Annotated in this window: 15 protein-coding genes and 1 riboswitch; of the genes, 7 read left to right on the top strand and 8 right to left on the bottom strand. The window is 67.9% G+C overall.

Annotated elements, in window-relative coordinates; all coding sequences use genetic code 11:
* Positions 1-41: 41 nt before the first annotated feature.
* The 3 genes from ACY65G_RS19885 to ACY65G_RS19875 all read right to left on the bottom strand — a co-directional run bounded on the left by ACY65G_RS19885 (position 42) and on the right by ACY65G_RS19875 (position 4,137).
* A complete protein-coding gene (locus ACY65G_RS19885) occupies positions 42-2,129 on the bottom strand; it encodes a TonB-dependent receptor family protein (RefSeq protein WP_464999027.1) in 2,088 nt (695 codons plus the stop codon).
* A 10-nt stretch (positions 2,130-2,139) separates the two neighbouring features.
* Positions 2,140-3,534 (bottom strand): PepSY-associated TM helix domain-containing protein, encoded by a 1,395-nt coding sequence (locus ACY65G_RS19880; RefSeq protein ID WP_464999026.1) that lies wholly within the window; start codon positions 3,532-3,534, stop codon positions 2,140-2,142.
* Between the two features lie 174 nt (positions 3,535-3,708).
* Positions 3,709-4,137, bottom strand: coding sequence for a DUF2946 family protein (locus tag ACY65G_RS19875; protein ID WP_464999025.1), 429 nt, complete (start codon positions 4,135-4,137; stop codon positions 3,709-3,711).
* A gap of 168 nt (positions 4,138-4,305) precedes the next feature.
* A riboswitch (cobalamin riboswitch) is annotated at positions 4,306-4,530 on the top strand.
* A gap of 156 nt (positions 4,531-4,686) precedes the next feature.
* On the opposite strand from ACY65G_RS19875, the gene ACY65G_RS19870 reads away from it, so the two are divergent.
* Entirely contained in the window at positions 4,687-6,825 is a 2,139-nt protein-coding gene (locus tag ACY65G_RS19870) for a TonB-dependent receptor (protein WP_464999024.1), read from the top strand.
* A gap of 5 nt (positions 6,826-6,830) precedes the next feature.
* Complete coding sequence (locus tag ACY65G_RS19865) at positions 6,831-8,318, top strand: PepSY domain-containing protein (protein WP_464999023.1); 1,488 nt, start codon at positions 6,831-6,833, stop codon at positions 8,316-8,318.
* Between the two features lie 45 nt (positions 8,319-8,363).
* Here ACY65G_RS19865 and paeA read toward each other — a convergent pair whose 3' ends face one another.
* On the bottom strand, positions 8,364-9,662 hold the full coding sequence (paeA, locus tag ACY65G_RS19860; protein ID WP_464999022.1) for a polyamine export protein PaeA: 1,299 nt from the start codon (positions 9,660-9,662) through the stop codon (positions 8,364-8,366).
* A gap of 166 nt (positions 9,663-9,828) precedes the next feature.
* Between paeA and ACY65G_RS19855 the strand changes: the two genes are divergently transcribed.
* Entirely contained in the window at positions 9,829-10,056 is a 228-nt protein-coding gene (locus ACY65G_RS19855; RefSeq protein ID WP_464999021.1) for a hypothetical protein, read from the top strand.
* 41 nt (positions 10,057-10,097) lie between these two features.
* Here ACY65G_RS19855 and pdxR read toward each other — a convergent pair whose 3' ends face one another.
* Positions 10,098-11,546: a MocR-like pyridoxine biosynthesis transcription factor PdxR gene (pdxR, locus tag ACY65G_RS19850; protein WP_464999020.1), complete on the bottom strand. Its 1,449-nt coding sequence runs from the start codon at positions 11,544-11,546 to the stop codon at positions 10,098-10,100.
* 76 nt (positions 11,547-11,622) lie between these two features.
* On the opposite strand from pdxR, the gene ACY65G_RS19845 reads away from it, so the two are divergent.
* Together ACY65G_RS19845 and ACY65G_RS19840 are read left to right on the top strand one after the other, a co-directional pair.
* Positions 11,623-12,057, top strand: coding sequence for a carboxymuconolactone decarboxylase family protein (locus ACY65G_RS19845; RefSeq protein ID WP_464999019.1), 435 nt, complete (start codon positions 11,623-11,625; stop codon positions 12,055-12,057).
* The gene (locus ACY65G_RS19840) at positions 12,054-12,656 is read left to right on the top strand and encodes an FMN-dependent NADH-azoreductase (protein ID WP_464999018.1); all 603 of its coding nucleotides are present in this window, start codon (positions 12,054-12,056) and stop codon (positions 12,654-12,656) included. The genes ACY65G_RS19845 and ACY65G_RS19840 overlap by 4 nt, the downstream gene beginning before the upstream one ends.
* Before the next feature lie 5 nt (positions 12,657-12,661).
* Here the strand turns inward: ACY65G_RS19840 and ACY65G_RS19835 are convergent, their stop codons facing one another.
* The gene (locus ACY65G_RS19835; protein ID WP_464999017.1) at positions 12,662-12,790 is read right to left on the bottom strand and encodes a hypothetical protein; all 129 of its coding nucleotides are present in this window, start codon (positions 12,788-12,790) and stop codon (positions 12,662-12,664) included.
* Positions 12,791-13,023: 233 nt separating this feature from the next.
* Here ACY65G_RS19835 and ACY65G_RS19830 point away from each other — a divergent pair, with 233 nt between their 5' ends.
* Both ACY65G_RS19830 and ACY65G_RS19825 read left to right on the top strand, forming a co-directional pair.
* The gene (locus ACY65G_RS19830; protein WP_464999016.1) at positions 13,024-14,331 is read left to right on the top strand and encodes a hypothetical protein; all 1,308 of its coding nucleotides are present in this window, start codon (positions 13,024-13,026) and stop codon (positions 14,329-14,331) included.
* Complete coding sequence (locus tag ACY65G_RS19825; RefSeq protein ID WP_464999015.1) at positions 14,328-14,855, top strand: M15 family metallopeptidase; 528 nt, start codon at positions 14,328-14,330, stop codon at positions 14,853-14,855. Before ACY65G_RS19830 ends, ACY65G_RS19825 begins: the two co-directional genes overlap by 4 nt.
* On the opposite strand, the gene ACY65G_RS19820 is transcribed toward ACY65G_RS19825, so the two are convergent.
* Entirely contained in the window at positions 14,852-18,001 is a 3,150-nt protein-coding gene (locus ACY65G_RS19820) for an alpha-1,6-glucosidase domain-containing protein (protein ID WP_464999014.1), read from the bottom strand. The genes ACY65G_RS19825 and ACY65G_RS19820 overlap by 4 nt on opposite strands.
* A 607-nt stretch (positions 18,002-18,608) precedes the next feature.
* Positions 18,609-19,364 carry an aquaporin Z gene (aqpZ, locus tag ACY65G_RS19815; protein ID WP_464999013.1) on the bottom strand — a complete coding sequence of 252 codons (756 nt, stop codon included), beginning with the start codon at positions 19,362-19,364 and terminating at the stop codon, positions 18,609-18,611.
* Positions 19,365-19,619 lie beyond the last annotated feature (255 nt).

Genomic DNA, 19,619 nt, shown 5'->3' with positions numbered 1-19,619 from the left:
GGCGGAAACGCGGACGCGGCAGATGCGCTTGTCCTTGTGCATCAGAACCGCAGGCGCGCCCCGAAGTAGGCGGAGCGGGGCTCGCCGCCGGACAGGATCGCCGCGTTCGGGGCGGCAAAGGCGCGCACACCGTGGCGGGCGATGTATTCCCGGTCGGCCAGGTTGCGCAGCTCGAGGTAGACGTCGATCCGCTTGTCGCTATACCCGGCGCGCAAGCCCCACAGCGCGTAGTCATCGATCGCGTAGGTGTTCCGGAAATCCGCGTAGCGCTTGCCGATGACATCGAACGTGGGGCCGGCATACAGGCCGCCCGCGTGGCGGTACAGCAGTTCGCCGCGCAGCGCATGGCGCGGCGCGGCGGGCAGCCGGTTGTCGCCATACCCGGCATCGCTGTCGAACCGGAAGCGATTCAGCAGTACGCTGAGCCGCGGTTCGATGCGGTGGGCGCCACCCCGGCCCAGCGCGAAGCTCGCGCCCAGCGCCGCCTCGACGCCGGCATGCACGGTATCGTCGACGTTCTGCGACAGGCTGGTGCCCGGCGCCGCCGGATCGTCCACCGACAGGATCTCGTTGCGCAACCTGGCGTAATACACGGCCACGTCCCAGGACCAGCGGCCGGCGCCGGCGGCATGCTCGCCACGCGTGCCGGCTTCCACGGAAACGCCGTGCATCGCGTCCAGCGGCGTATCGTTGCCGCTGACCTGGTCTTCCATCTGGTACGTGGTCGGCGCTTCGTACAGCCGGCTGGCGTTGGCGAACGCTTCGATGCCCGGTGCCACCTGGCGGATCAGGCCGACCCTTGGATTGAGGCTCCGGTAATCGGCCTTCGGATTGCGCACGCTGCCGGTCGCCACGGCCGTATTGCGGATGTCGCGATCGGCCAGCACGCCCTGCGCGCCAACCACGGCCGTCCAGTGCGGCGCGAAGTTCCAGCGGTCGAGCACGAACAGCTCGGTGCTGTCGGCGCTGTTGTCGACGCGGGTCGCCAGGGCGGTGCGGCGGCCGCCGTCGTTGCCGTAGTTGCCACCCTTGACCGTGGTGCGGCCCTGCATGACGCCGGCCACGAGGTCGTGCTCTCCCATCTTGTGCTGGTAGCGCAGCGACACGCCCGCGTTACGCTGCTTCGTGTCGATCAGCAGGCTGAAGAACGGGTTCTGGACGATCGGGTGGTACAGCGCCTGCTCCTCGTACGACACGCCGAAGACCAGGCTGCTGCTGTCGTCGATCTTCCATGTCGTCCTGCTGGCGATACGGGCCGCCTCGACATTCCATTGGTAATGCCCGGCGACGGCCGCCGGATCCGCGCCATCCGGATCGGCAAGCCACTGGGCGCGCGTGAGGGCGCCCGGCAGCTCCTCGTCATTGCTCGTGTAGCTGACATAGAGGCGCGTGTCGACGCTGTCGTTCACCCGCCAGCCGGCGTTCGCGTGCACGCTGTCGCGTTCCTGGCGGTTGTGGGCGCGATAGCCGTCGCGGCGCCTGGCCTCGATGCCGACCATGCCGTCGAATGCCCCCTGCACGACACCCGCGCTGACGCGCGCCTGGCGCTGGCCATGGCTGCCCGCATTGACGAACAGTTCCAGCGGCGCGGAATCCCGCGCGGTCGGCGTGATGTACCCGATCGCGCCGCCCAGCGTGCTGGCGCCATAGGCCAGCGCGTTGGCGCCCCGCGCGACCACGATGTGGCGGGCGCCCAGCGGATCGACGAAGCGATTGTGGTTGTTGCCGTCGGCCGCCGTTACCGGCAAGCCGTCCTGCAGCAGCTTGACGCCGCTGCCGTCGTAGTCGACCGCATCGAGATTGGAACCGCGGATCGAGATGAAGGTGCTGTCGGAGCCGGAGGCGCTGGCCGACCACACGCCGGGCACGAAACGCAGCATGTCGGCATTGTTCGTGACGGCGCGCTGGTACAGGGTGTCGGTGTCGACGAGCGTCACGCCGCCCGGCGTGCGGGCCTGTTCCGCGGCGAGCGCACGGGCGGCGTCACTGGCCACCTTGCTGACCAGTTCGCCCGTGATCGTCACCGTCGGCAACGGCTGTGGCGTGTCCTCGGCCAGTGCGGTCGCCGGTGCCGCCAGGCCGGCGGCCATCACGATCAGGGGGTACGCGGTGAAATTCGGTTGTTTCATGGTGCTCATCTCAGTATGTTGTTGTTTGTTGTGGACTACCCCGAAGGGACTGGAGCAGCCAGTCGAGCAGCAGCACCGCCACCATGGAAGCGCCCAGCAGCGGGAAGATGCAGCCCAGGACGGCGGCGATGGCCAGCACGCCTTTGGCCAGGCGATCGGATTCGCGGCGCGGCGGCGCTGCCAGCCGGCCCTTTGGCCTGCGCAGCCACCAGGCGGCGATGCCGCTGACGCACATGGCCACCAGCGCCAGGCAGCCGGCCAGCATCACGGCCAGGTTGACGGCGCCATACTGCTGGCCCTGGTGAACGGCGACGCCCCACTCGGTGATGCGCCCCACGGGGCGGATCTGGGCCGCGCCGATGTCCATCAGCACCGCGCCCGAGTACTGGTCCACGTGGACCACGCGCCGCTCTTCGATCTTGCCCGGCATGCGGATCGCGCTGTACACGCCGTGCGCGTCGCGCGGCAGCGCGAGGCGATAGCCATCGCGCACGCCGATGCGGGCCAGGGTCTGCACCACGCTGTCCGGGCCGCGCGCATGGGCGGACACGGGCGCATGGCCCATCGCCGACGAAGCTGGCGTGCCGTGGTGTGCGGCGTGCGGATCGGATGCCGGCACGGGCTGCGCCTGCTGGCTCCATGGCAGTTCGCCCAGCGCCGCGGCGGGCAGTGTCGAGCGCGGAATGCCGGCCCACACGCCGCTGGGCACGCCCAGGTCGCGCGCGCTCAGCCACGCATTGACATTCGTGCCCCAGACGATCGACCAGGGCATGCCCGTGAGCGCGAGGAACAGCACGACCACACCGGCGAAGATGCCCGTCACGGCATGCAGGTCGCGCCACCATGTGCGGCCCTTCGCCGCCCGCCGGATCGATACGACGCCGCCGCTGCGCCCGCGCGGCCACCACAGATACGTGCCGGTGGCCACGAGCACGATGATCCAGCCGGCCACGATTTCGATCAGCACGTTGCCGGCATCGCCCAGCACCGACAGCGAATGGATGCGTTTCACCAGGGTCATCACGCGGTCGGCCTCGTTCACACTGCCGGTGACGTCGCCCGTGACCGGATCGACGAAGACCTGCAGCGTGCCGGCGCCGGGGCGCTGCACGTCGACCTGCGCGGTGTGCAGGGCGTCGGCCGGCAACGTGAGCGCCGTGGCCCGGCCCGGGAACGCGCCCAGGGCCTGGCCGATCAGCCGGCTGGCCGGCAGCGGCTCGCCTGGCGCGGCGCCTTCCGCGCGCAGCATCTCCCTGGCATAGACGATGTCGTCGATCTGCGCATGGAACAGGTAGGCGCCGCCCGTGAGCGCCAGCGACAGGATGAAGGGCACGCAGAAGATGCCCGCGAAAAAATGCCAGCGCCAGATGCGCCGGTACAGGGTGGAACCGGTGGCGGTGTCCATCGGATCACCACTGGAACGCGCGCGGCGCGACGGCGAGCCGGTCGTACCCGGCAGAGTGAATGGTCAAGATGTTTCCTCGTCAATTGGCAAGCGTCAGCCACCCGATGTCCGGGCGGCGGAAGGTCGAATCGCAGGTATGGCAGCGGACGGCGCGCGCAGTGCGGCCAGGGCTGGTCAGGCGAGGAGGGGAGGGCCGCGGGGCTTGCCGGCCGCCCAGGTGAACAGCGGTGCCGGCGAATGGTAGAACAGGGGAGGAAGCAGGGCCGTGCCAGCTTCGGGCGCGATGGCCAGGCCGGCACCGGGGAGCACCGGCAAGTCGGCTGCCAGGCGGCACCACGGGCAGTCGTCCATGTGGCCGGCCTGCTTGCCGGGCGCCTTGTCGTCTTCGCCGGCCATGGTCGTGGAAAATTCGATGGCCAAAGCGGCGGCATCGTAGCGCATGCCGCTCGGCGCGCAGATCCCGGCCAGCATGGTGTTCACGAGGCGGCTCCCGGCGCTGTCGGCGGCCAGCGCATGCGACGCGGCAGGCAGCAATGCGGCGGCCAGCATGGCGGCGACCGCCAGCCATGTGACCAAGCTCTTCCATTGCCGGATGTTTGACATGTGGCGATTCTATCAGCATCGGTTCCCGGCCCGCCGTCACGTTTCGTTATAGACGCCATACGCATGGTGCATGCGCCGGTGCGAGCGGCGGGCAGCGGCCGGTCCGCGGATGGCGCCTGCCGGCCGCGCCAGCCGGCCAGTGACAAACGCCGGCACTCCCCTGTAGAATCCGCCGCTTGCGTAAACGGTGTCCCGCCATCGACCGATGGCGGGGTGAAACGGGAAGCCGGTGAAGCGCGGGATAGCCATCCCCGCCATTCCGGCGCAGCCCCCGCTGCTGTAAGCCTGACGAACCGGTCCAACGCCACTGCATCTGGGAATACCAGCGCGGGAAGGCAGGGACCGGGGAGGACGACGGCAAGCCAGAAGACCGGCCGTTTGCAAAATGGCGCAAGACCCGGGGTGTGGTCTTGCCCGATGGCGTTCCTGTTTTTCAATTGGCTGGCCATTGCCTGGCGTACGCCGCGTGCAGCGCATCGTGCTGCACGCGGCCGCGCGCGTGCGTGCAGCCGGCATGGACAGGCGCCGGCCACCACACGAAGGACAACGATGCATCGCAACACATCAAAGACCCACAGGCAACGGGCCGCCTGGGCCGCCGGTTCCCTCGCGCTCGCCCTCGGTGCCGACAGCGCGGCGCAGGAGCAAATGCTTGCCACCGTGGAGATTTCCGAAGCGCGTCTGGAGCAGGGCGGTACCCTGTCGCTGGACGAGCGCAACGGCACGGGCTCCCGGCTCGGATTGACCGCGCGCGAAACACCGGCCAGCGTGAGCTCGCTGGGCAGTGCCGACATTGCGGAACGCAGCCTCTCGCGTGCCCAGGACGCCGCCGTGCGCATGCCGGGCATCGGCGAGTCGCCCGCGCCGGGCAATGGCGGCACCAGCCTGTCCGCGCGCGGCTTCGGCGGCCACAACTCGGTGGCGCAGCTGGTGGACGGCACGCGCCTCGTGGTGGCTGCCGGCACGGTCACTTATCCGTTCTCCACCTGGCCGCTCGCATCGGTGGAAGTGCTGCGCGGGGCGGCATCGGTGCTGTATGGCGACGGCGCGATCGGCGCGGCCGTCAACTACGTGACGAAGAAGCCGCGCTTCGATCGCACCCGCGGCGAGGCATTCCTCGGCGTAGGCTCATTCGACACGTTCGCTGGCGGCATCGGCATCAGCGGCCCGGCCAGCGACAGCGTCGCCTATTCGGTGTACATGGATGCGGAAAAGAGCAACGGCTACCGGCGCGACAACGGCTACGAACGACAGAACGTTTCCGCCGCGCTGGCCTGGCGCATCGACGGCGGCCTGACCGCGACCGTTTCGCTCGATGCCGGCCACAACGACGACGCGCGCTACTTCGGCACGCCGCTGCGCAACGGGCAGGTGGACCCGAGCCTGCGCCGCACCAGCTTCAACGTCGCCGACGCGCTAGTACGCTACGACGACCGCGTTGGCCGCCTGCGCCTGGAATACCAGGCCGCGCCGGGCCTCCGGCTGCGCAACGAAAGCTATTACATGACGAGCAAGCGCCACTGGCGCAATGCGGAGAGCTATACCCTCGATGCCACCGGCACGCGCGTCAACCGCGGCGACTACCTGGAGATCCTGCACGACCAGGATCAGCTGGGCAACCGCTTCGACGCGACCATCGACGGCCGTATCGCCGGCCGGGCCAACCGGCTGGTGGCCGGCTTCGAGTGGTACCGCACGCGCCTCGTCCACAGCAACAATTCCCCCTACGGCGGCGCCAGCGTCGTCGACCCGTATGACGTCGAACCGGGATCGTTCACCAGTCCCGTTGCGACCGTTCCCGGCCGCCGCGCGGCAATGCATACCCGCGCGTTCTTCGCCGAGAACGTGCTGGACATCGCGGAACACTGGAAACTGGTGGCCGGCGTCCGCCGCGACGCCATGGACTTCGACAACGAAGACCTGCGCACCCGGGTCGCGCTGGGCAAGGATTATTCCCCTGTCACGGGGCGGATCGGTGCCGTGTGGATGCCGACCGCGCAATTGTCGCTGTACGGCCAGTTCGGCACGGCCACCGATCCGCTGAGCGGGGCGCTGTCGCTGCCGAACGGCTCGGTGAGCTTCGACCTGACGCGCGGGCGCCAGCTGGAATTCGGCGCCAAGGGCGGCGTGCCGGCCGTGAACGGCGAATGGACCATCGCCGCCTACCGGATCGAGAAGCGCAACCTGCTGTCGCGCGATCCGGACAATCCGGGCGTGGCCCAGCAGATCGGCCAGCAATCCTCGACCGGCCTCGAAGTGGCGTTTGCCGCCGAACCGCTGCGTGGCTGGACCATCGACGCCAACGCCGCCGTGCTGCGCGCCCGCTACGACGACTTCAACGAGATCGTCGGCGGCCGGCCGGTGTCCCGCGACGGCAACACGCCGGCCGGCGTGCCGGAACGCATCGCCAGCCTGTGGACGCGCTACCGCTTCCTGCCGCAATGGGATGCCGGCCTGGGCGCACGCTACGTGGGAATGCGCCAGTCGAACGCGGCGAACACCGCGAACCTGCCGGCCTACACGGTGCTGGATGCCGCGCTGGCCTGGCGCCAGTCCCGGGCGCTGTCGCTGACACTGGCCGTGAAGAACCTGGCCGACCGCGACCACGCCTTGTCCGGCAGCGGCGGCGTGCGCTGGCTGCTGGGCGCTCCCCGTACCGTGCAGCTGACGGCGCGCACCAGCTTCTGACGGACATGAAGAAGGCGCTGATCTTCCTGCACAAATGGCTCGGCGTCGGCCTGGCACTGCTGTTCCTGATGTGGTTCGCCACCGGCATCGTGATGTACTACGTGCCGTATCCCGCGTTATCGGCAGGCGAACGGCTGGCCGGCCTGCCGCCGCTGCGGATCGAAGGCGACTGTTGCCTCACGGCGCAGGATGCGGCGGCGCGTGCCGGCGTGGCGTTGTCGGAGGCGCGGCTCGGCATGCATGGCGGGGTTCCCGTCTGGCGCATGCTGCGCGGCGACAAACGGTGGATCACCGTCGATGCGGCCAGCGGCGCGCAGTTGATACCGTTGACGGACGCCGGGGCGGCGGCCGTCGCGGAACGTTTCAGCGGCCGCCGCGCCCTGCGCGTGGAACGGCTGGAGCGCGATCAGTGGACCGTCGCCCAGGGTTTCGACGCGCATCGCCCGCTGGTGCGCGTTGCGATGGATGGCGCCGACGGGCTCGAGCTCTACGTTTCGCCGGGTGCTGCCGAAGCGGTGCTGGATACCCGCCGTGCCGAGCGGGCGTGGAACTGGGTGGGCGCGGTACCGCACTGGCTGTATTTCACGCAACTGCGGCGCTGGCCGGCGCTGTGGCACAACGTGGTGGTGTGGCTGTCGCTGCCCGGCGTGGTGCTGGCCGCGAGCGGCGTGGCGCTGGGCATCTGGCAGTTGTACCTGAACCGCAGTCGCTGGATCCCCTACCGCAAGCCCTGGATGCGCTGGCACCATATCCTGGGCCTGGCAGCCAGCGTGATCAGCATGACATGGATGCTCTCCGGCCTGCTCTCGATGAATCCGTTCGGCGTGTTCTCGCCGCGCGGCGCCATGCCGCAGGAGCGCACCGCCTGGACCGGGGATGAGGCGATGGTAGTGGTGAATCCGGCGCTGGCCCTGGCGCGGTCGGCGATGCCGGCGGCGCGCGAGATCGACCTGGTGCGGCTGCAGGGCCGGGCGTGGTACCGCGTGCGCGGCCCGGCCGGGCCGGCGGACCAGGTGCTGGTGGCGGCTGATCGCGCCGATGACATCGTGCTGCGCTCGCTGCCGGACGAATCGGTGATCGCCGCCCTGCGTGCGATGCGTCCGGACGAGGCCAGGCCGCCCGTGCTGGAGCGGCTGTCACGTTACGACGAGCTCTATTACGTGCGCGAGGCGGCTGGACCGGCCGGCACATCCGGACGGCCGCTGCCCGTATGGCGGGCGCGCTGGGCCGATGGCGTGACGCTGTATGCCGATCCCGCGTCGGCCCGTTTGCTGCTCCGTGCCGATGCCACCACGCCGTGGCAGCGCGTGCTGTACAACGGCCTGCACAGCCTCGACTTCGCGCCATTGATGGCGCGGCCGCTGCTGCGCGGCGCGCTGGTCGTGGGATTGTGCTTGCTGGGACTGGCGCTGTGCCTCACCGCCTGCGTGCTGGCGTGGCGCGTGCTCGTGCCAGCGCCGCCGGCATCGGCGGCACCGCGCGGCCGCCGCTGATGCCGCAGGCGCCGGCCGGGCGGCAGCTGGCGCGCCGGGACTGGCTCATGGGGCGTTCTTCGGCACGAGGTGCTTGACGAGCAACTGGTCGATCCGGTAATGGTCGACGTCGAGCACCTCGAATTTCACGCCCTGGTATTCCACGCTGTCCGTTTTCTTGGGCACCTTGCGCAGCATGAACATCATGAAGCCGGCGGCGGTTTCATAGTTCTCTTCCTCGGGCAGCGTATCGAGGCCCAGCGTGCGCTTCACGTCCTCCACGGGCGTGCTGCCGTCGATCAGCCACGAACCGTCGTCGCGCTGGATGATCTGCTTGTCCTCTTCCAGCGTGTTGCCCCAGCTGCCCATCACGGTCAGCATGATGTCGCTGAGCGTGATGACGCCCATGACCAGCGCATATTCGTTGATCACGACCGCGAAGGTTTCCTTGCTGGCGCGGAACCGGTCGAGCAGTTCGGACAGCGTGAGCGTGTCCGGAATGATCGGCACGGTGCGGATCGTCAGTTCGTTCAACTGCACCGGCGCCTGCTTGTGCAGCAGGCGCACGAGGATGTCGCGCGTGTCGACATAGCCGATGACGCGGTCGATCGTGCCGTCGCACACGGGAAACTTCGAATGGCTGGCGACCTTCTCGCGGATGCTGTCCTCGGTTTCATTCAGCTTGAAGTACACGACATTGTCGCGCGTGGTCATCGCCGAGGCGACCGACCGGGATTCGAGCTGGAACACGTTCTCGATGAAATGCTGCTCCTGCTTCTGCAGCACGCCGGCTTGCGCCCCGGCTTCCACGGCGGCGGAAATCTCGTCGAAGGTGATGCTGTCCTCGCGCGTCATGTCGATCTTGAAGATGCGGAAGATCACGTTGGCGGCCGAGTTGATCAGCCAGGACAGCGGCTTGCAGATGCGGATGAAGAGGGAGATGGGGGCGATCAGCATCACCGCGATGCGCTCCGGCGCCCGCATGGCCAGGCGCTTGGGCATCAGGTCGGCGAACAGGATGAACATGAACGTGACGGTGAGGAACGACACGGCGAAGCCGATGTTGTCGAGCGCGGGACCGGTATAGAACGTGGAGATCCAGCCGATGAAATGCGGCCGCAGCGCGCCCTCGCCGACGATGCCGCCCATGATCGAAATGGCGTTCAGGCCGATCTGGCTGGCGGCGAAGAAGTCCGCCGACTGCTCCTGCAGCGCCATCACTTTCAGCGCGCGCGCATCGCCCGCTTCGGCGAGCAGTTTCAGCTTGATCTTGCGCGCGCCGGCAAAGGCGATCTCGGTGAGGGACAGGAAACCCGCGGCAAGCACCAGCAGGATCAACAGCATGACGTTTTGAAGCAGACTCAAGGGGCACCCGGACAGAAGACCGGCATGCGGTCGTTGCCGTCAGTATATTTGTTGCAACGAATGGTCGCAATGGGAGCACTGTTCGGCGGCCGGCACGGGCGATCTCCAGGATGCGATGCGCGAAATGATAGGATGGCGTTCTCGACACGCCATACCAGGGGAAGCAATGACCGTTTTCGCCATGCCCGTCTTCGACGCCACCGTGATCTACGACGGCAAGGAACTGTTCAAGGGCCAGGGAGCCGCCAGCATGTGGGCGGAAAAACTCGCCAGCGAGATCGGCGGCCGTGTCACGGTCGAGAAAATCGGCACCGGCTGGGCCCTGTGCGGCAACGTCGACGGCGTCGATTGCCGCTGGGGCATTCACGGCCAGCGGCTCAAGCGCCTGGAATAAGCCGCAGCATTAATAAGCCGCAGCATTAATAAGCCGAAGCATTAAAGCACGCCGCGCACGACGGCCGCCAGCCGTTGTACGGCACCCGTCGCATCGGTTGCCGTCGCGAAATTGGCGAATCCCATCAGCAGGCCCCCGCCCTGTGCTTCACCCATGCGCCAGTCGCCCAGCGCGTTCACGGCCAGGCCGGCGGCCCCGGCTGCCCTGGCCAGGCGCCGGTCGTCCTGGCCGGCGCGAAGGTGCGCCAGCACATGGATGCCGCCGGCCTGCGCCTGCACGTGCAGGTGATCGCCCAGTGCCTGCGACAGCGCATCCACCAGGTAGCCACGCCGTGCCGCATACAGCGCGCGCATCTTGCGCAGGTGGCGCGAAAAATGGCCTTGTTCCATGAAGGCCGTGACCATGGCCTGCGGCACGATGGATCCCGCGCCGGGCAGCAGGCCGGCCGCCGCATCGAAGCGCTCGACCTGCGACGGCGGCACCACGAGATAGGCCAGCCGCAGGCCGGGGAACAGCACCTTGCTGAACGTCCCGGTGTACAGCACGCGCCCATCCGTATCGAGGCTCTTCAGCGCCGGCAGGGGCCGGCCGTGGTAGCGGAATTCGCTGTCGTAGTCGTCCTCCACGATCCACGCACCGCGGCTGCGCGCCCAGTCCAGCAGCGCCAGCCGCCGTGGCAGCGACAATGCGACCCCCATCGGGCTCTGGTGCGTGGGGGTGACGACGGCGAAGCGGGCATCGGCGGCATGGCGCACGCCCGCTGTCACGTCCAGGCCCTCATTGTCGACCGGCACCGGTATCAGGCACATGCCCGCATGGTCGAGGTACTGGCGGGCCAGGATATAGCCCGGATCCTCGTACCATCCCGTATCGCCGGGCCGCAGCAGCGTGCGGCACACGAGGTCGAGCGCGCCCCGGTATCCCGCGGTGACGAACACCTGCTCGTGGGTGCAGGCGATGCCGCGCGAGATGCCGAGATAGCTGGCGATGGCGCGCCGCAGCGGTTCATGCCCGGCCGGATGCGGGTAGGCCATGGCCACTGTCTCCACCGTGCGCAGCGTGCGCCCGGCAACGCGTGCCCAGGCCTTGCGGGGAAAGGCATCGAGGGCCGGCACGCCGAGCTGGAAGGGCAGGAGGCCGTCCAGCTGGCCGGGCGATTCGTCTCGCGGCTGGCGGGGACGGGCTGCCTGGCCCGGTTCGGGCACGTTGGCCAGCCCGGGCGCGACGACCGTTCCCGCGGCGCCACGGGCGACGAAATACCCTTCGCTTGCCAGCATCTGGTAGGCCATTTCAACCGTGCCCCGGGCCACGTTCAATGCACTGGCGAGACTGCGCACCGACGGCACGCGCTGCCCGGGGACGAGCCTGCCCGTGGCGATCGCTTCGCGAAAGCGCTGGTACAGCTGCAGGTAGATCGGCGTGCCCGGGTCCCGGCTGGGCGCCCACTGCAGCGGATCGAGATTCAAGCCGCTAATGTCCTGGTCATTCATTGAATTCTTGGCCCTGTCGCCTGGGTCATCATTGTCTTAAATTACCGGCTTCACATCAACCAGAGAATGAGAAGCCATGAGTACCCCGAAACGATTGCCCTACAACACCCTTTCTCCCGAAGCGTACCGGGGGCTCGGCGCGACGAAGCTGGCGCTGGAAAAAAGCAGCCTCGGCAAGGAGCTGATCGAACTGGCCTGGCTGCGCATGTCGCAGATCAACGGCTGCGCGTTCTGCCTCGAGATGCATGCGAAGGCCCTGCGGGCAGGCGGCGTGCCAGAAGGCAAGCTGGACAGCCTGGCCGGATGGCGCGTGGGCGAGCATTTCACGGCGCGCGAACGCGCAGCGCTGGCCTGGACCGAATCGCTGACGCACGTGGACCGCACGCACGCGCCGGACGAGGATTACGAGCCGCTGAAGGAGCATTTCAGCGATGCGGAGATTTCGGACCTGACCTTCGCCATCGCGCTGATGAGCGCTTTCAACCGGCTGGCCATCGGGATGCGGCAATGAAGCATATCCTGCACATCGATTGCAGCCCGCGGGACGCCTCGCACAGCCGCGACCTGTCCGCCGCGCTGCTGGCTCGACTGTTGACGCGGCATCCCGGCGCCGCCGTCACGCGGCGCGACCTCGGCCGCGAGCCCGTGCCGCATGCGGCTTCCGCCTACGCCACCGCGCTGTCGTCGCCCGCGGCACTGTCGTCCGGCGAGGCGGCGACCGCCACGCACCTGTCGGAACAACTGATCGGTGAAATCGAACGGGCCGACGCCCTGGTCATCGGCACGCCGATGAACAATTTCACGATACCGTCCGTATTCAAGGCCTGGATCGACCAGATCCTGCGCATGGGGCGGACGATGGGCGTGACGGCGACGGGCGAGAAGGGCGGCCTGCTGGCGGACAAGCCGGTCTACATCGGCATCGCCTCGGGCGGCGTGTTCCATGGCGAGCACGCGAAGCAGCCCGACTTCCTGATTCCCTACCTCGTCGCCGCCTTCGGCTGCGTGGGTATCACATCGCTGCAGTTCTTTCCCCTGCAGGCCACGGCATTCCTCGACGGCGACCGGCTCGCCGCCGACCGCGAGGTGCTGGTCGCGGCAATGCGCTGACGCTTCTACGCCGCGCGCCGGATCCCCCGCAAGGTCAACGCGACACCTGCGACCAGGAAGTAGAACGCCCCGAAGCCGGCATCGCCCGGCGCCACGCAGCACGCCGCCGCAAGGCGGTGCAGTTGCAGATCCATGATCGCGCCGGACGCGGTCCCGTTCGCACGGGCGCGGGCCGAGAGCGTTGCCCCACCGGGTTGACTCGCTTTGAGGCAAGTCAACCGTCTGGCTCTTTTGAAGGCTGCAGCAGAGCCCGGCCTGTATATTCGCGCCTGTATGTTGGGATTTCGCAAATAGTCATTTCGCCACCGTGTAAATTCCCCTAGTCTGGTGGAAGGTTCGCTGCCCGCCGGGCGGCCGGGAGTTCGCCATGTTCAATTCCGAAACCCTGGAAGTCGCCATCGGCATGGCCTTCCTGTTCCTCATGATGTCGCTGGTCTGCACGGGCATCCGGGAATACATCGAAGGTTTCCTGAAATGGCGGGCCATGGACCTCGAGCGGGCGGTGCGCACGCTGCTCGACGACAAGGACGGCCATATCGCCGCCTATTTCTACGGCCACCCGCTGATCTCGTCGCTCTACCAGGGCAGCTACGATCCGGCAGCGCTCGGCGCCGGCAGTCAGGGCGGCGGACCGGCAGGAAGCGTGGCCACGAGCGATGCCGCCGCGCGCAATATGCCGTTTGCCGGCCGCCGCCATCTGCCGTCCTACATCCCGTCCGAACTGTTCGCCAAGGCGCTCATCGACATCGTGGGCCGTGGCCCCGCCGGAACGGATGCCGAGCACACCGCAAGCGACGCGGTAACGATCGGCTTGCTGCGCGAGCGGGCTGCCGCGCTCGGCTCGCCGATCCTGCGCCGTGTCGTGCTGAGCGCCATCGATCATGCGAAAGGGGACCTGAACCAGCTGGTGGTCAATCTGCAGCGCTGGTTCGACGGTTCGATGGACCGTGCCGCGGGCTGGTACAAGCGGCGCACCCAGGCGATATTGTTCGGGCTCGGGCTGGCCGCCGCCGTGGCGCTCAACGTCGATGCGCTGTATGTGATGGAGCGGCTGACCAACGACAAGGCGCTCCGGGCAGCGGTGGTGACGGCCGCCGGCAAGCTGCCCGAATCGGTCGACCGGATGATGCCGAACGCCGGTACCGGCGCGCCGGCGGCCCTGGCGCCCGATGCGTCGGCCCTGCAGGCCGCGGAGAAGGCACGCGAGCTGCTGCGCGAGATCGGCATGCCGATGGGATGGGTGCACCTGGCCGGCATGGGATTTTTCGAAGGGATGCGCCCGGTCCAGTTCTGCCAGAGCGTCCGCGCGTCGGCATGCACGGGCAGCCGGGAACACCCCAGCTATGCGCGGATCGCCGCCGGCTGGCTGATCACCGCGATCGGCGTGATGCTCGGCGCGCCGTTCTGGTTCGATGTGCTGAACAAGTTCATGGTGATCCGTTCCACCGTGAAGCCGCACGAGAAGTCGCCCGAGGAAGGCAGCGAAGACCGCAAGAGCGCGCGGCCACCGCTGCCAGTACCGGCGCCGCCTCCGGCCCAGGCTGCGCCGCCTGCACCAGCCTCACAGGGTGGGGGAGTGCCGGAAGCGCCGGCGTTCCCCGCGCCGGCGGCGACGGCCTTCGTCCCGCACGCGTGGCGCGAGGGTTTTGCCAACGACAGGGAGATACCGCTATGAGCGCAGGTTCCAGCCATTCGGCACTGATGGTCGACCGGGACATGGCCCGCCTGGCACCCGCGTTCGCGCAGGCCGTGCGCGCGGCGCTGGACGAGTGCAACGCAAAGGAGACATCGCTCGATGCGATCCTGTACGAGGGCTACCGGTCGCCGGCCTTGCAGGCGCTGTATTACCAGCGCGGCCGCACGGTCAGGCCGCCGGAGGAGCCCGTCACGAACGCCCCCACCAACCTGCACAGCTGGCATGGCTACGGGCTGGCCGTGGATATCGTTCACCGCAAGGGATTCTGGGCGCCGCCGGAAGGGGAGGCGTGGTTCCACGAGGTCGCCGCCATTTTCAAGCGGCACGCCTGCAACTGGGGCGGCGACTGGAAGCGGCCGGACCTGGCGCATTTCCAGTGGGCCGCCTGCCCGGCCAGCCCGTCCGACGCCGCGCGGGAGCTCGTGCGCACGCGCGGCTTGCTGGCCGTGTGGGACCATCTCGGCGCCCGCCGGCCCGCGCCGGCGGGGGATGGCGCCGCTTAGTCGTTCGCGTGCTGCACGAACACGGCCGTGGTGCGTGCCGGGATCGTGAAGCTGCCCGTGTCCGGCGCATAAGCGGAAGACTTCACCACCGCGTCGCTGCCGGTGCGCTGGATGCGGTGCAGCTGCAGCCTGCGGCCTTTCAGCTCGGGAATGGCGACGTTGCTGGCCGCCTTGCCCACGTTGATGACCACGACCACCTGCTTGTACTGCGCACCCGGGTACTTCGTCGGTTCCGTGCCCGAGATGCTCATCGCCACCACGCCCGGCACCTGGTTCGGCCCCGTGTTATGGAACTTCAGGCGATCGATCACGTCCTGTGCCGTGCGCAGGCGGAACAGCGTGCTGTCCTGGCGGATCGCCAGCAATTCCTCGAAGCCGGCCTTGGCGGCCAGGATCGCCCGCGTATCCGGCGCGATGAGCGGATTGGCCAGCACCGGCGCCATGACCGGCCAGCTGCCTTCGTTCACGTCCGCCACCGGCAGGCCCACGCCGAAGTTGTTCGTCGCATAGCCGTAGTCGAGACGGTTGAACCAGTCGCCGGCGTTGTAGCTGTCGCGGTCCAGCGACTTGGAGCGCAGGATTTCCTGGCCCGCATGGAAGAACGGCACGCCCTGCGACAGGATGTTGATGGCCGCGCCCAGCGTCTGCACGCGCACCCGGTCGGCCAGCGGCGTGGCCTGCGGCAGCTTCAGCGCGTTCACGTCGAACAGCGTCTGGTTGTCGTGCGCTTCCACGTAGTTGATCGTTTCCGCCGGACTGGCGGCGAACCCCGCCTGCTGGCCGAAGTAGTCGATCTCGGCGTTGCTGCGCACATTGCCGAAGCGGTCCGTGAAGCGGTAGTCGCGCAGCGTGCCGGAGAGGGCCACGCGCGCCAGGTCGGCCAGGCGCAGCGCATCGTCGCGCGTTTGCGTGGACTCGGCGTTCGGGTCGAGCCACACGCCGTTGATGAAGCCCTGCTGGGTCACCAGCGCGCTGCCCGTGTCGCAGCAGCCGCCGCCCCGCACGGTGTCGCGGATGCGGTCGTTGAACGAGCCGATGCCGGTGCCGAACATGTTCGCCTGGCGCGCCTGCACGAAGCGCGCATCGTTGCCCACGGCGCCGAAGTTCCATGCCTCGCCATACAGGTAGATCGGGCGGCCCGCCGCCGTGTCGGCCGCCACCTGCAGGCGCTTCATCAGCGCCAGCGGCGTGAAGCCCATGATGTCGAAGCGGAAGCTGTCGATCCTGTACTGCTTCGTCCACAGCGCCAGCGAGTCGGTCATCAGCTTGGCCATCATGGCGTTTTCCTGCGCCGTGTCGGCGCAGCAGCTGTCGTTCAGGATATTGCCTTCCGCGCCCAGCCGGTAGTAGTAGGCGGGCACGATGCGGTCCAGCACCGACAGCGGGCCTTGCTGCGACTGGCTCGTGTGGTTGTACACCACGTCCATCGTCACGCGCAGGCCGGCTTCGTGCAGGGCCTGTACCATCGACCGGAACTCGCGCACGCGCACGGCGCCGTCCTTTGCGTCCGTGGCGTAGCTGCCTTCCGGCGTGTTGTAGTGCACCGGGTCGTAGCCCCAGTTGAAGCAGTCGGTGTCGCGCGTGGCGGCCACCGCGGCCTGCTGCGTGGTCGCATCCGCGGCGCCGCCCGGAATCACGGGCGTCACGCAGCCCGCTTCGTCGACGCTGGAGAAATCGTAGCTGGGCAGCAGGTGCACGTGCGTCATGCCGGCTTTCTGCAACGATTTCAGGTGGCGCATCGGCGCCGCTTCCGTGTCCGTGAATGCCAGGTACTTGCCGCGGTGCGCCGCCGGCACCGTGTTGTCGGTCGCGGAGAAATCGCGGATGTGCAGTTCGTACAGCGCGATGTCGGTGGGGGAGTCGAGCTTGGGAATCGCATGGTGGTCCCAGCCGGCCGGCTTCAGGCGCGGGCTGTCCAGGTTGGCGACGAAGCTGCGCGTGCTGTTGGCGGACACGCTGAGCGAATACGGGTCCGTCACCGTGTTCGTGACCAGCGTGTTGTTCGCCCAGCGCGACAGCACCTGCACCGTGTACGTGTAGTAGGCGCTGTTGGTCCACGCGGCATTCGGCGCCGTGTACGACCACACGCCGCTGGCGGCGTTGCGCGTCATCGGCACCGACGTCGCGGTGGCGGCGCTGGCGCTGGCATACACGTCGAGGCGCACCGACTTCGCCGTGGGCGCCCACACGCGGAAGGTGGGCACGCCCTGGCGGTCGAACGTGAGGCCCAGTTGCGCGGCGCTGGCGCGCGTGGCGAACAGGTCGTCGAGCATGCCGGCCTGCTGCAGCGACGTTACCTGCACCAGGCTGCCGTCCGCGCCGATCTGCGCGATGGCGAACTGCGCGCTGGCCAGCCGGGCGCTGTCGAAGCGGGCCACGTCACCGCCGCCGGTGCCGGCCAGGCGCAGGCCGGTGGCGCCGGCCAGGTGGGGGAATTTCTGCCGGATGCCTTCCGGCAGCGCGGCCGCCTCGAGGGGCAGGCTGCCGTCCGCGCCGGCCAGGCCCGTGCTGGCGCTCGGGCTGGCCGTCATGCCGCCATTGAGCGCGTAGTACAGGCGGTAGGTGGCGTTGGCCGGTGCGCCGGGCCAGGCCAGCGTGGTGCCCGACAGCCAGTGCGCCTTGGCGCTGCCCAGGTTGCCGTAGGTGAGGGCCGGCTGCTCGGCGTGCACGGTGCAGTCGCCTTCGAGCAGCCAGACTTCCTGGCCGGCGGTCATCACGTCCGGACGCAGGGCGGCCTGCTGGTCGGCGCTACAGTTCTTGGTGCCGTTGCCGTCCGTGACGAGGAACGAGATGGCCGTCTTGCCGGCGGCGAGCGGAATGTCGACATACGCGCCGAAAGCGTCGCGCTGCGCGAACATGAAGCGGCCCGAGATCCAGGCCGGGCTGGGGGTTTGCGGACCGTCCCAGGAGTACACGCCCCACTGGGCTTCGTCGCCCTGGATGCGGTGGAAATGCATGCGGATGCTGCCGGGCGCGACCGGCGCCGCGGCGCTGGCCCGCTGCGTGGCGGCGGCCATGCGCACGGGTGCCGCAGCTGCCTGCGGCGTATCCGCCGCCTCGTCGCCGCTGCCGCCGCAACCCGCGAAAAGGCTCGCGCAGGCCAGCGCCAGGCCAAAACGTGAAATCAAACTACTTGTTGGGTACATCGTGTCTCCCTGTGATTGTTATAGAGGGCCAACGTTCGTACGGGCGATAGCCACCGGTCGAGCGAGGTGCCTGTAATAATACTACTGAGTTCGTCCGCATTGAGGGGGACAGCTTGCACTGTTGTTTTATCTTCACTACATGCGCATGCAAGGCCGAGCTGCTTCGTGCCGCCGGCACGACGACAGGGCAGGCGTTACCATGCATGCGTTGACGATTGCGTCGACGCCGTGCGCGTGATCCTCTGGATTGGCCCGGTGCTGGAAGGCGTTCATGTGCATCGGGCTGCGGGTACGAGAGCGCCGCACCGGCAGGGGATGCGCGCTCTGTAAGGTCGAATCCGGGGCTGGGTCCGGCAATCGTTGATCCGCCGGGACTGTCAGAAATTCTGTGTGCAGGTTCGTCAGCCACGCCGCTGACCGGATGCGGAGCTGGTCAGCTCGATCGATAGCGCATGGGCGCGCCGCGTTCTCGCGACTGATGGCCAGGAAAGCACTGCAGGCGGCAACACACGCTCCCGATACACTGTTTCGCCCTCAAGCGTGGCAGCGGGTACCGCCTCCATGCCAATGAACAGTCGTCAGCGCCGATACCGCAAACCACCACGCATCATAGCCGGGCTTTTGCCAGTTGGCTGGCGTCCGCCGGCCCTTCGATCCCCGCGGCCTGGCTGCGTTCACCGCTGACAATACGATAGGCAACACCCGCCAACGCGGCGCCCAGCAGTGGGGCAATCCAGAACAGCCACAGCTGCGATATCGCCCAACCGCCCACGAACAGCGCCGGCCCGGTGCTGCGTGCGGGATTGACCGATGTGTTGGTCACCGGAATACTGATCAGGTGGATCAAGGTGAGCGCCAGGCCGATGGCGATCGGTGCAAAGCCGGACGGCGCCCGCTCATCCGTCGCGCCAAGGATGATCATCAGGAAAAAGAACGTCATCACAAACTCGCATACCAGGGCAGCGGTAAGCGAGTAGCCGCCAGGGGAATGCTCGCCATAGCCGTTCGAAGCAAAGCCACCCGTGACGTCGAATCCCGCCTTGCCCGAAGCGATCAGATACAGCACGCCGGCTGCGACGATTGCGCCAGCCACCTGGGCGACGATGTAGGGCAACAGGTCTTTCGCCTTGAAGCGCCCGCCGATCACCAGTCCCACCGAGACGGCGGGATTGAGGTGGCAGCCGGAAACATGGCCGATCGCATAGGCCATCGTGAGAACGGTGAGTCCGAAGGCAAGCGACACGCCGACAAAGCCGATGCCCAGCGCCGGGAAGGCGGCCGCCAGAACGGCGCTGCCGCACCCTCCCAGAACAAGCCACATGGTGCCGAAAAACTCGGCGGCAAGACGGTTTGTCAATGGCATGCTGGCTCCAATACTGTTGGTTGACGGTAGAGTCGAACTGATCGTATGTAGCAGTCTTTTTGATACAGAAAGTGTCTGCAATATTGGCGGAGCGGGAAATTTATGTCCACAACAATGACAATTCATTGTGGTACAAGCGCACTGGAGTGAAGATCCGAGGGCGGGGGAGGCTGCAAATTATTGCAGAGCAAATTCAAGCGTTTGCATCACTTCTCAAGCTGCCTGGCAAAGGCTTCGATTTCCATCGGCTTGGCG

The sequence above is a fragment of the Pseudoduganella sp. jia 12 genome, from assembly GCF_055502675.1.
Note: the sequence above shows the minus strand (reverse complement) of the source record. Positions and strands in the feature narration are given on the sequence as shown.

Coding starts and splice junctions, on each gene's coding strand:
- ACY65G_RS19855 (WP_464999021.1), top strand. CDS start 9,829: ATGACCGTTTTCGCCATGCCCGTCTTCGACGCCACCGTGATCTACGAC.
- ACY65G_RS19870 (WP_464999024.1), top strand. CDS start 4,687: ATGCATCGCAACACATCAAAGACCCACAGGCAACGGGCCGCCTGGGCC.
- ACY65G_RS19865 (WP_464999023.1), top strand. CDS start 6,831: ATGAAGAAGGCGCTGATCTTCCTGCACAAATGGCTCGGCGTCGGCCTG.
- ACY65G_RS19830 (WP_464999016.1), top strand. CDS start 13,024: ATGTTCAATTCCGAAACCCTGGAAGTCGCCATCGGCATGGCCTTCCTG.
- ACY65G_RS19825 (WP_464999015.1), top strand. CDS start 14,328: ATGAGCGCAGGTTCCAGCCATTCGGCACTGATGGTCGACCGGGACATG.
- ACY65G_RS19835 (WP_464999017.1), bottom strand. CDS start 12,790: ATGGATCTGCAACTGCACCGCCTTGCGGCGGCGTGCTGCGTGGCGCCG.
- aqpZ (WP_464999013.1), bottom strand. CDS start 19,364: ATGCCATTGACAAACCGTCTTGCCGCCGAGTTTTTCGGCACCATGTGG.
- ACY65G_RS19880 (WP_464999026.1), bottom strand. CDS start 3,534: ATGGACACCGCCACCGGTTCCACCCTGTACCGGCGCATCTGGCGCTGG.
- ACY65G_RS19840 (WP_464999018.1), top strand. CDS start 12,054: ATGAAGCATATCCTGCACATCGATTGCAGCCCGCGGGACGCCTCGCAC.
- ACY65G_RS19885 (WP_464999027.1), bottom strand. CDS start 2,129: ATGAAACAACCGAATTTCACCGCGTACCCCCTGATCGTGATGGCCGCC.
- ACY65G_RS19820 (WP_464999014.1), bottom strand. CDS start 18,001: ATGTACCCAACAAGTAGTTTGATTTCACGTTTTGGCCTGGCGCTGGCC.
- ACY65G_RS19875 (WP_464999025.1), bottom strand. CDS start 4,137: ATGTCAAACATCCGGCAATGGAAGAGCTTGGTCACATGGCTGGCGGTC.
- ACY65G_RS19845 (WP_464999019.1), top strand. CDS start 11,623: ATGAGTACCCCGAAACGATTGCCCTACAACACCCTTTCTCCCGAAGCG.
- pdxR (WP_464999020.1), bottom strand. CDS start 11,546: ATGAATGACCAGGACATTAGCGGCTTGAATCTCGATCCGCTGCAGTGG.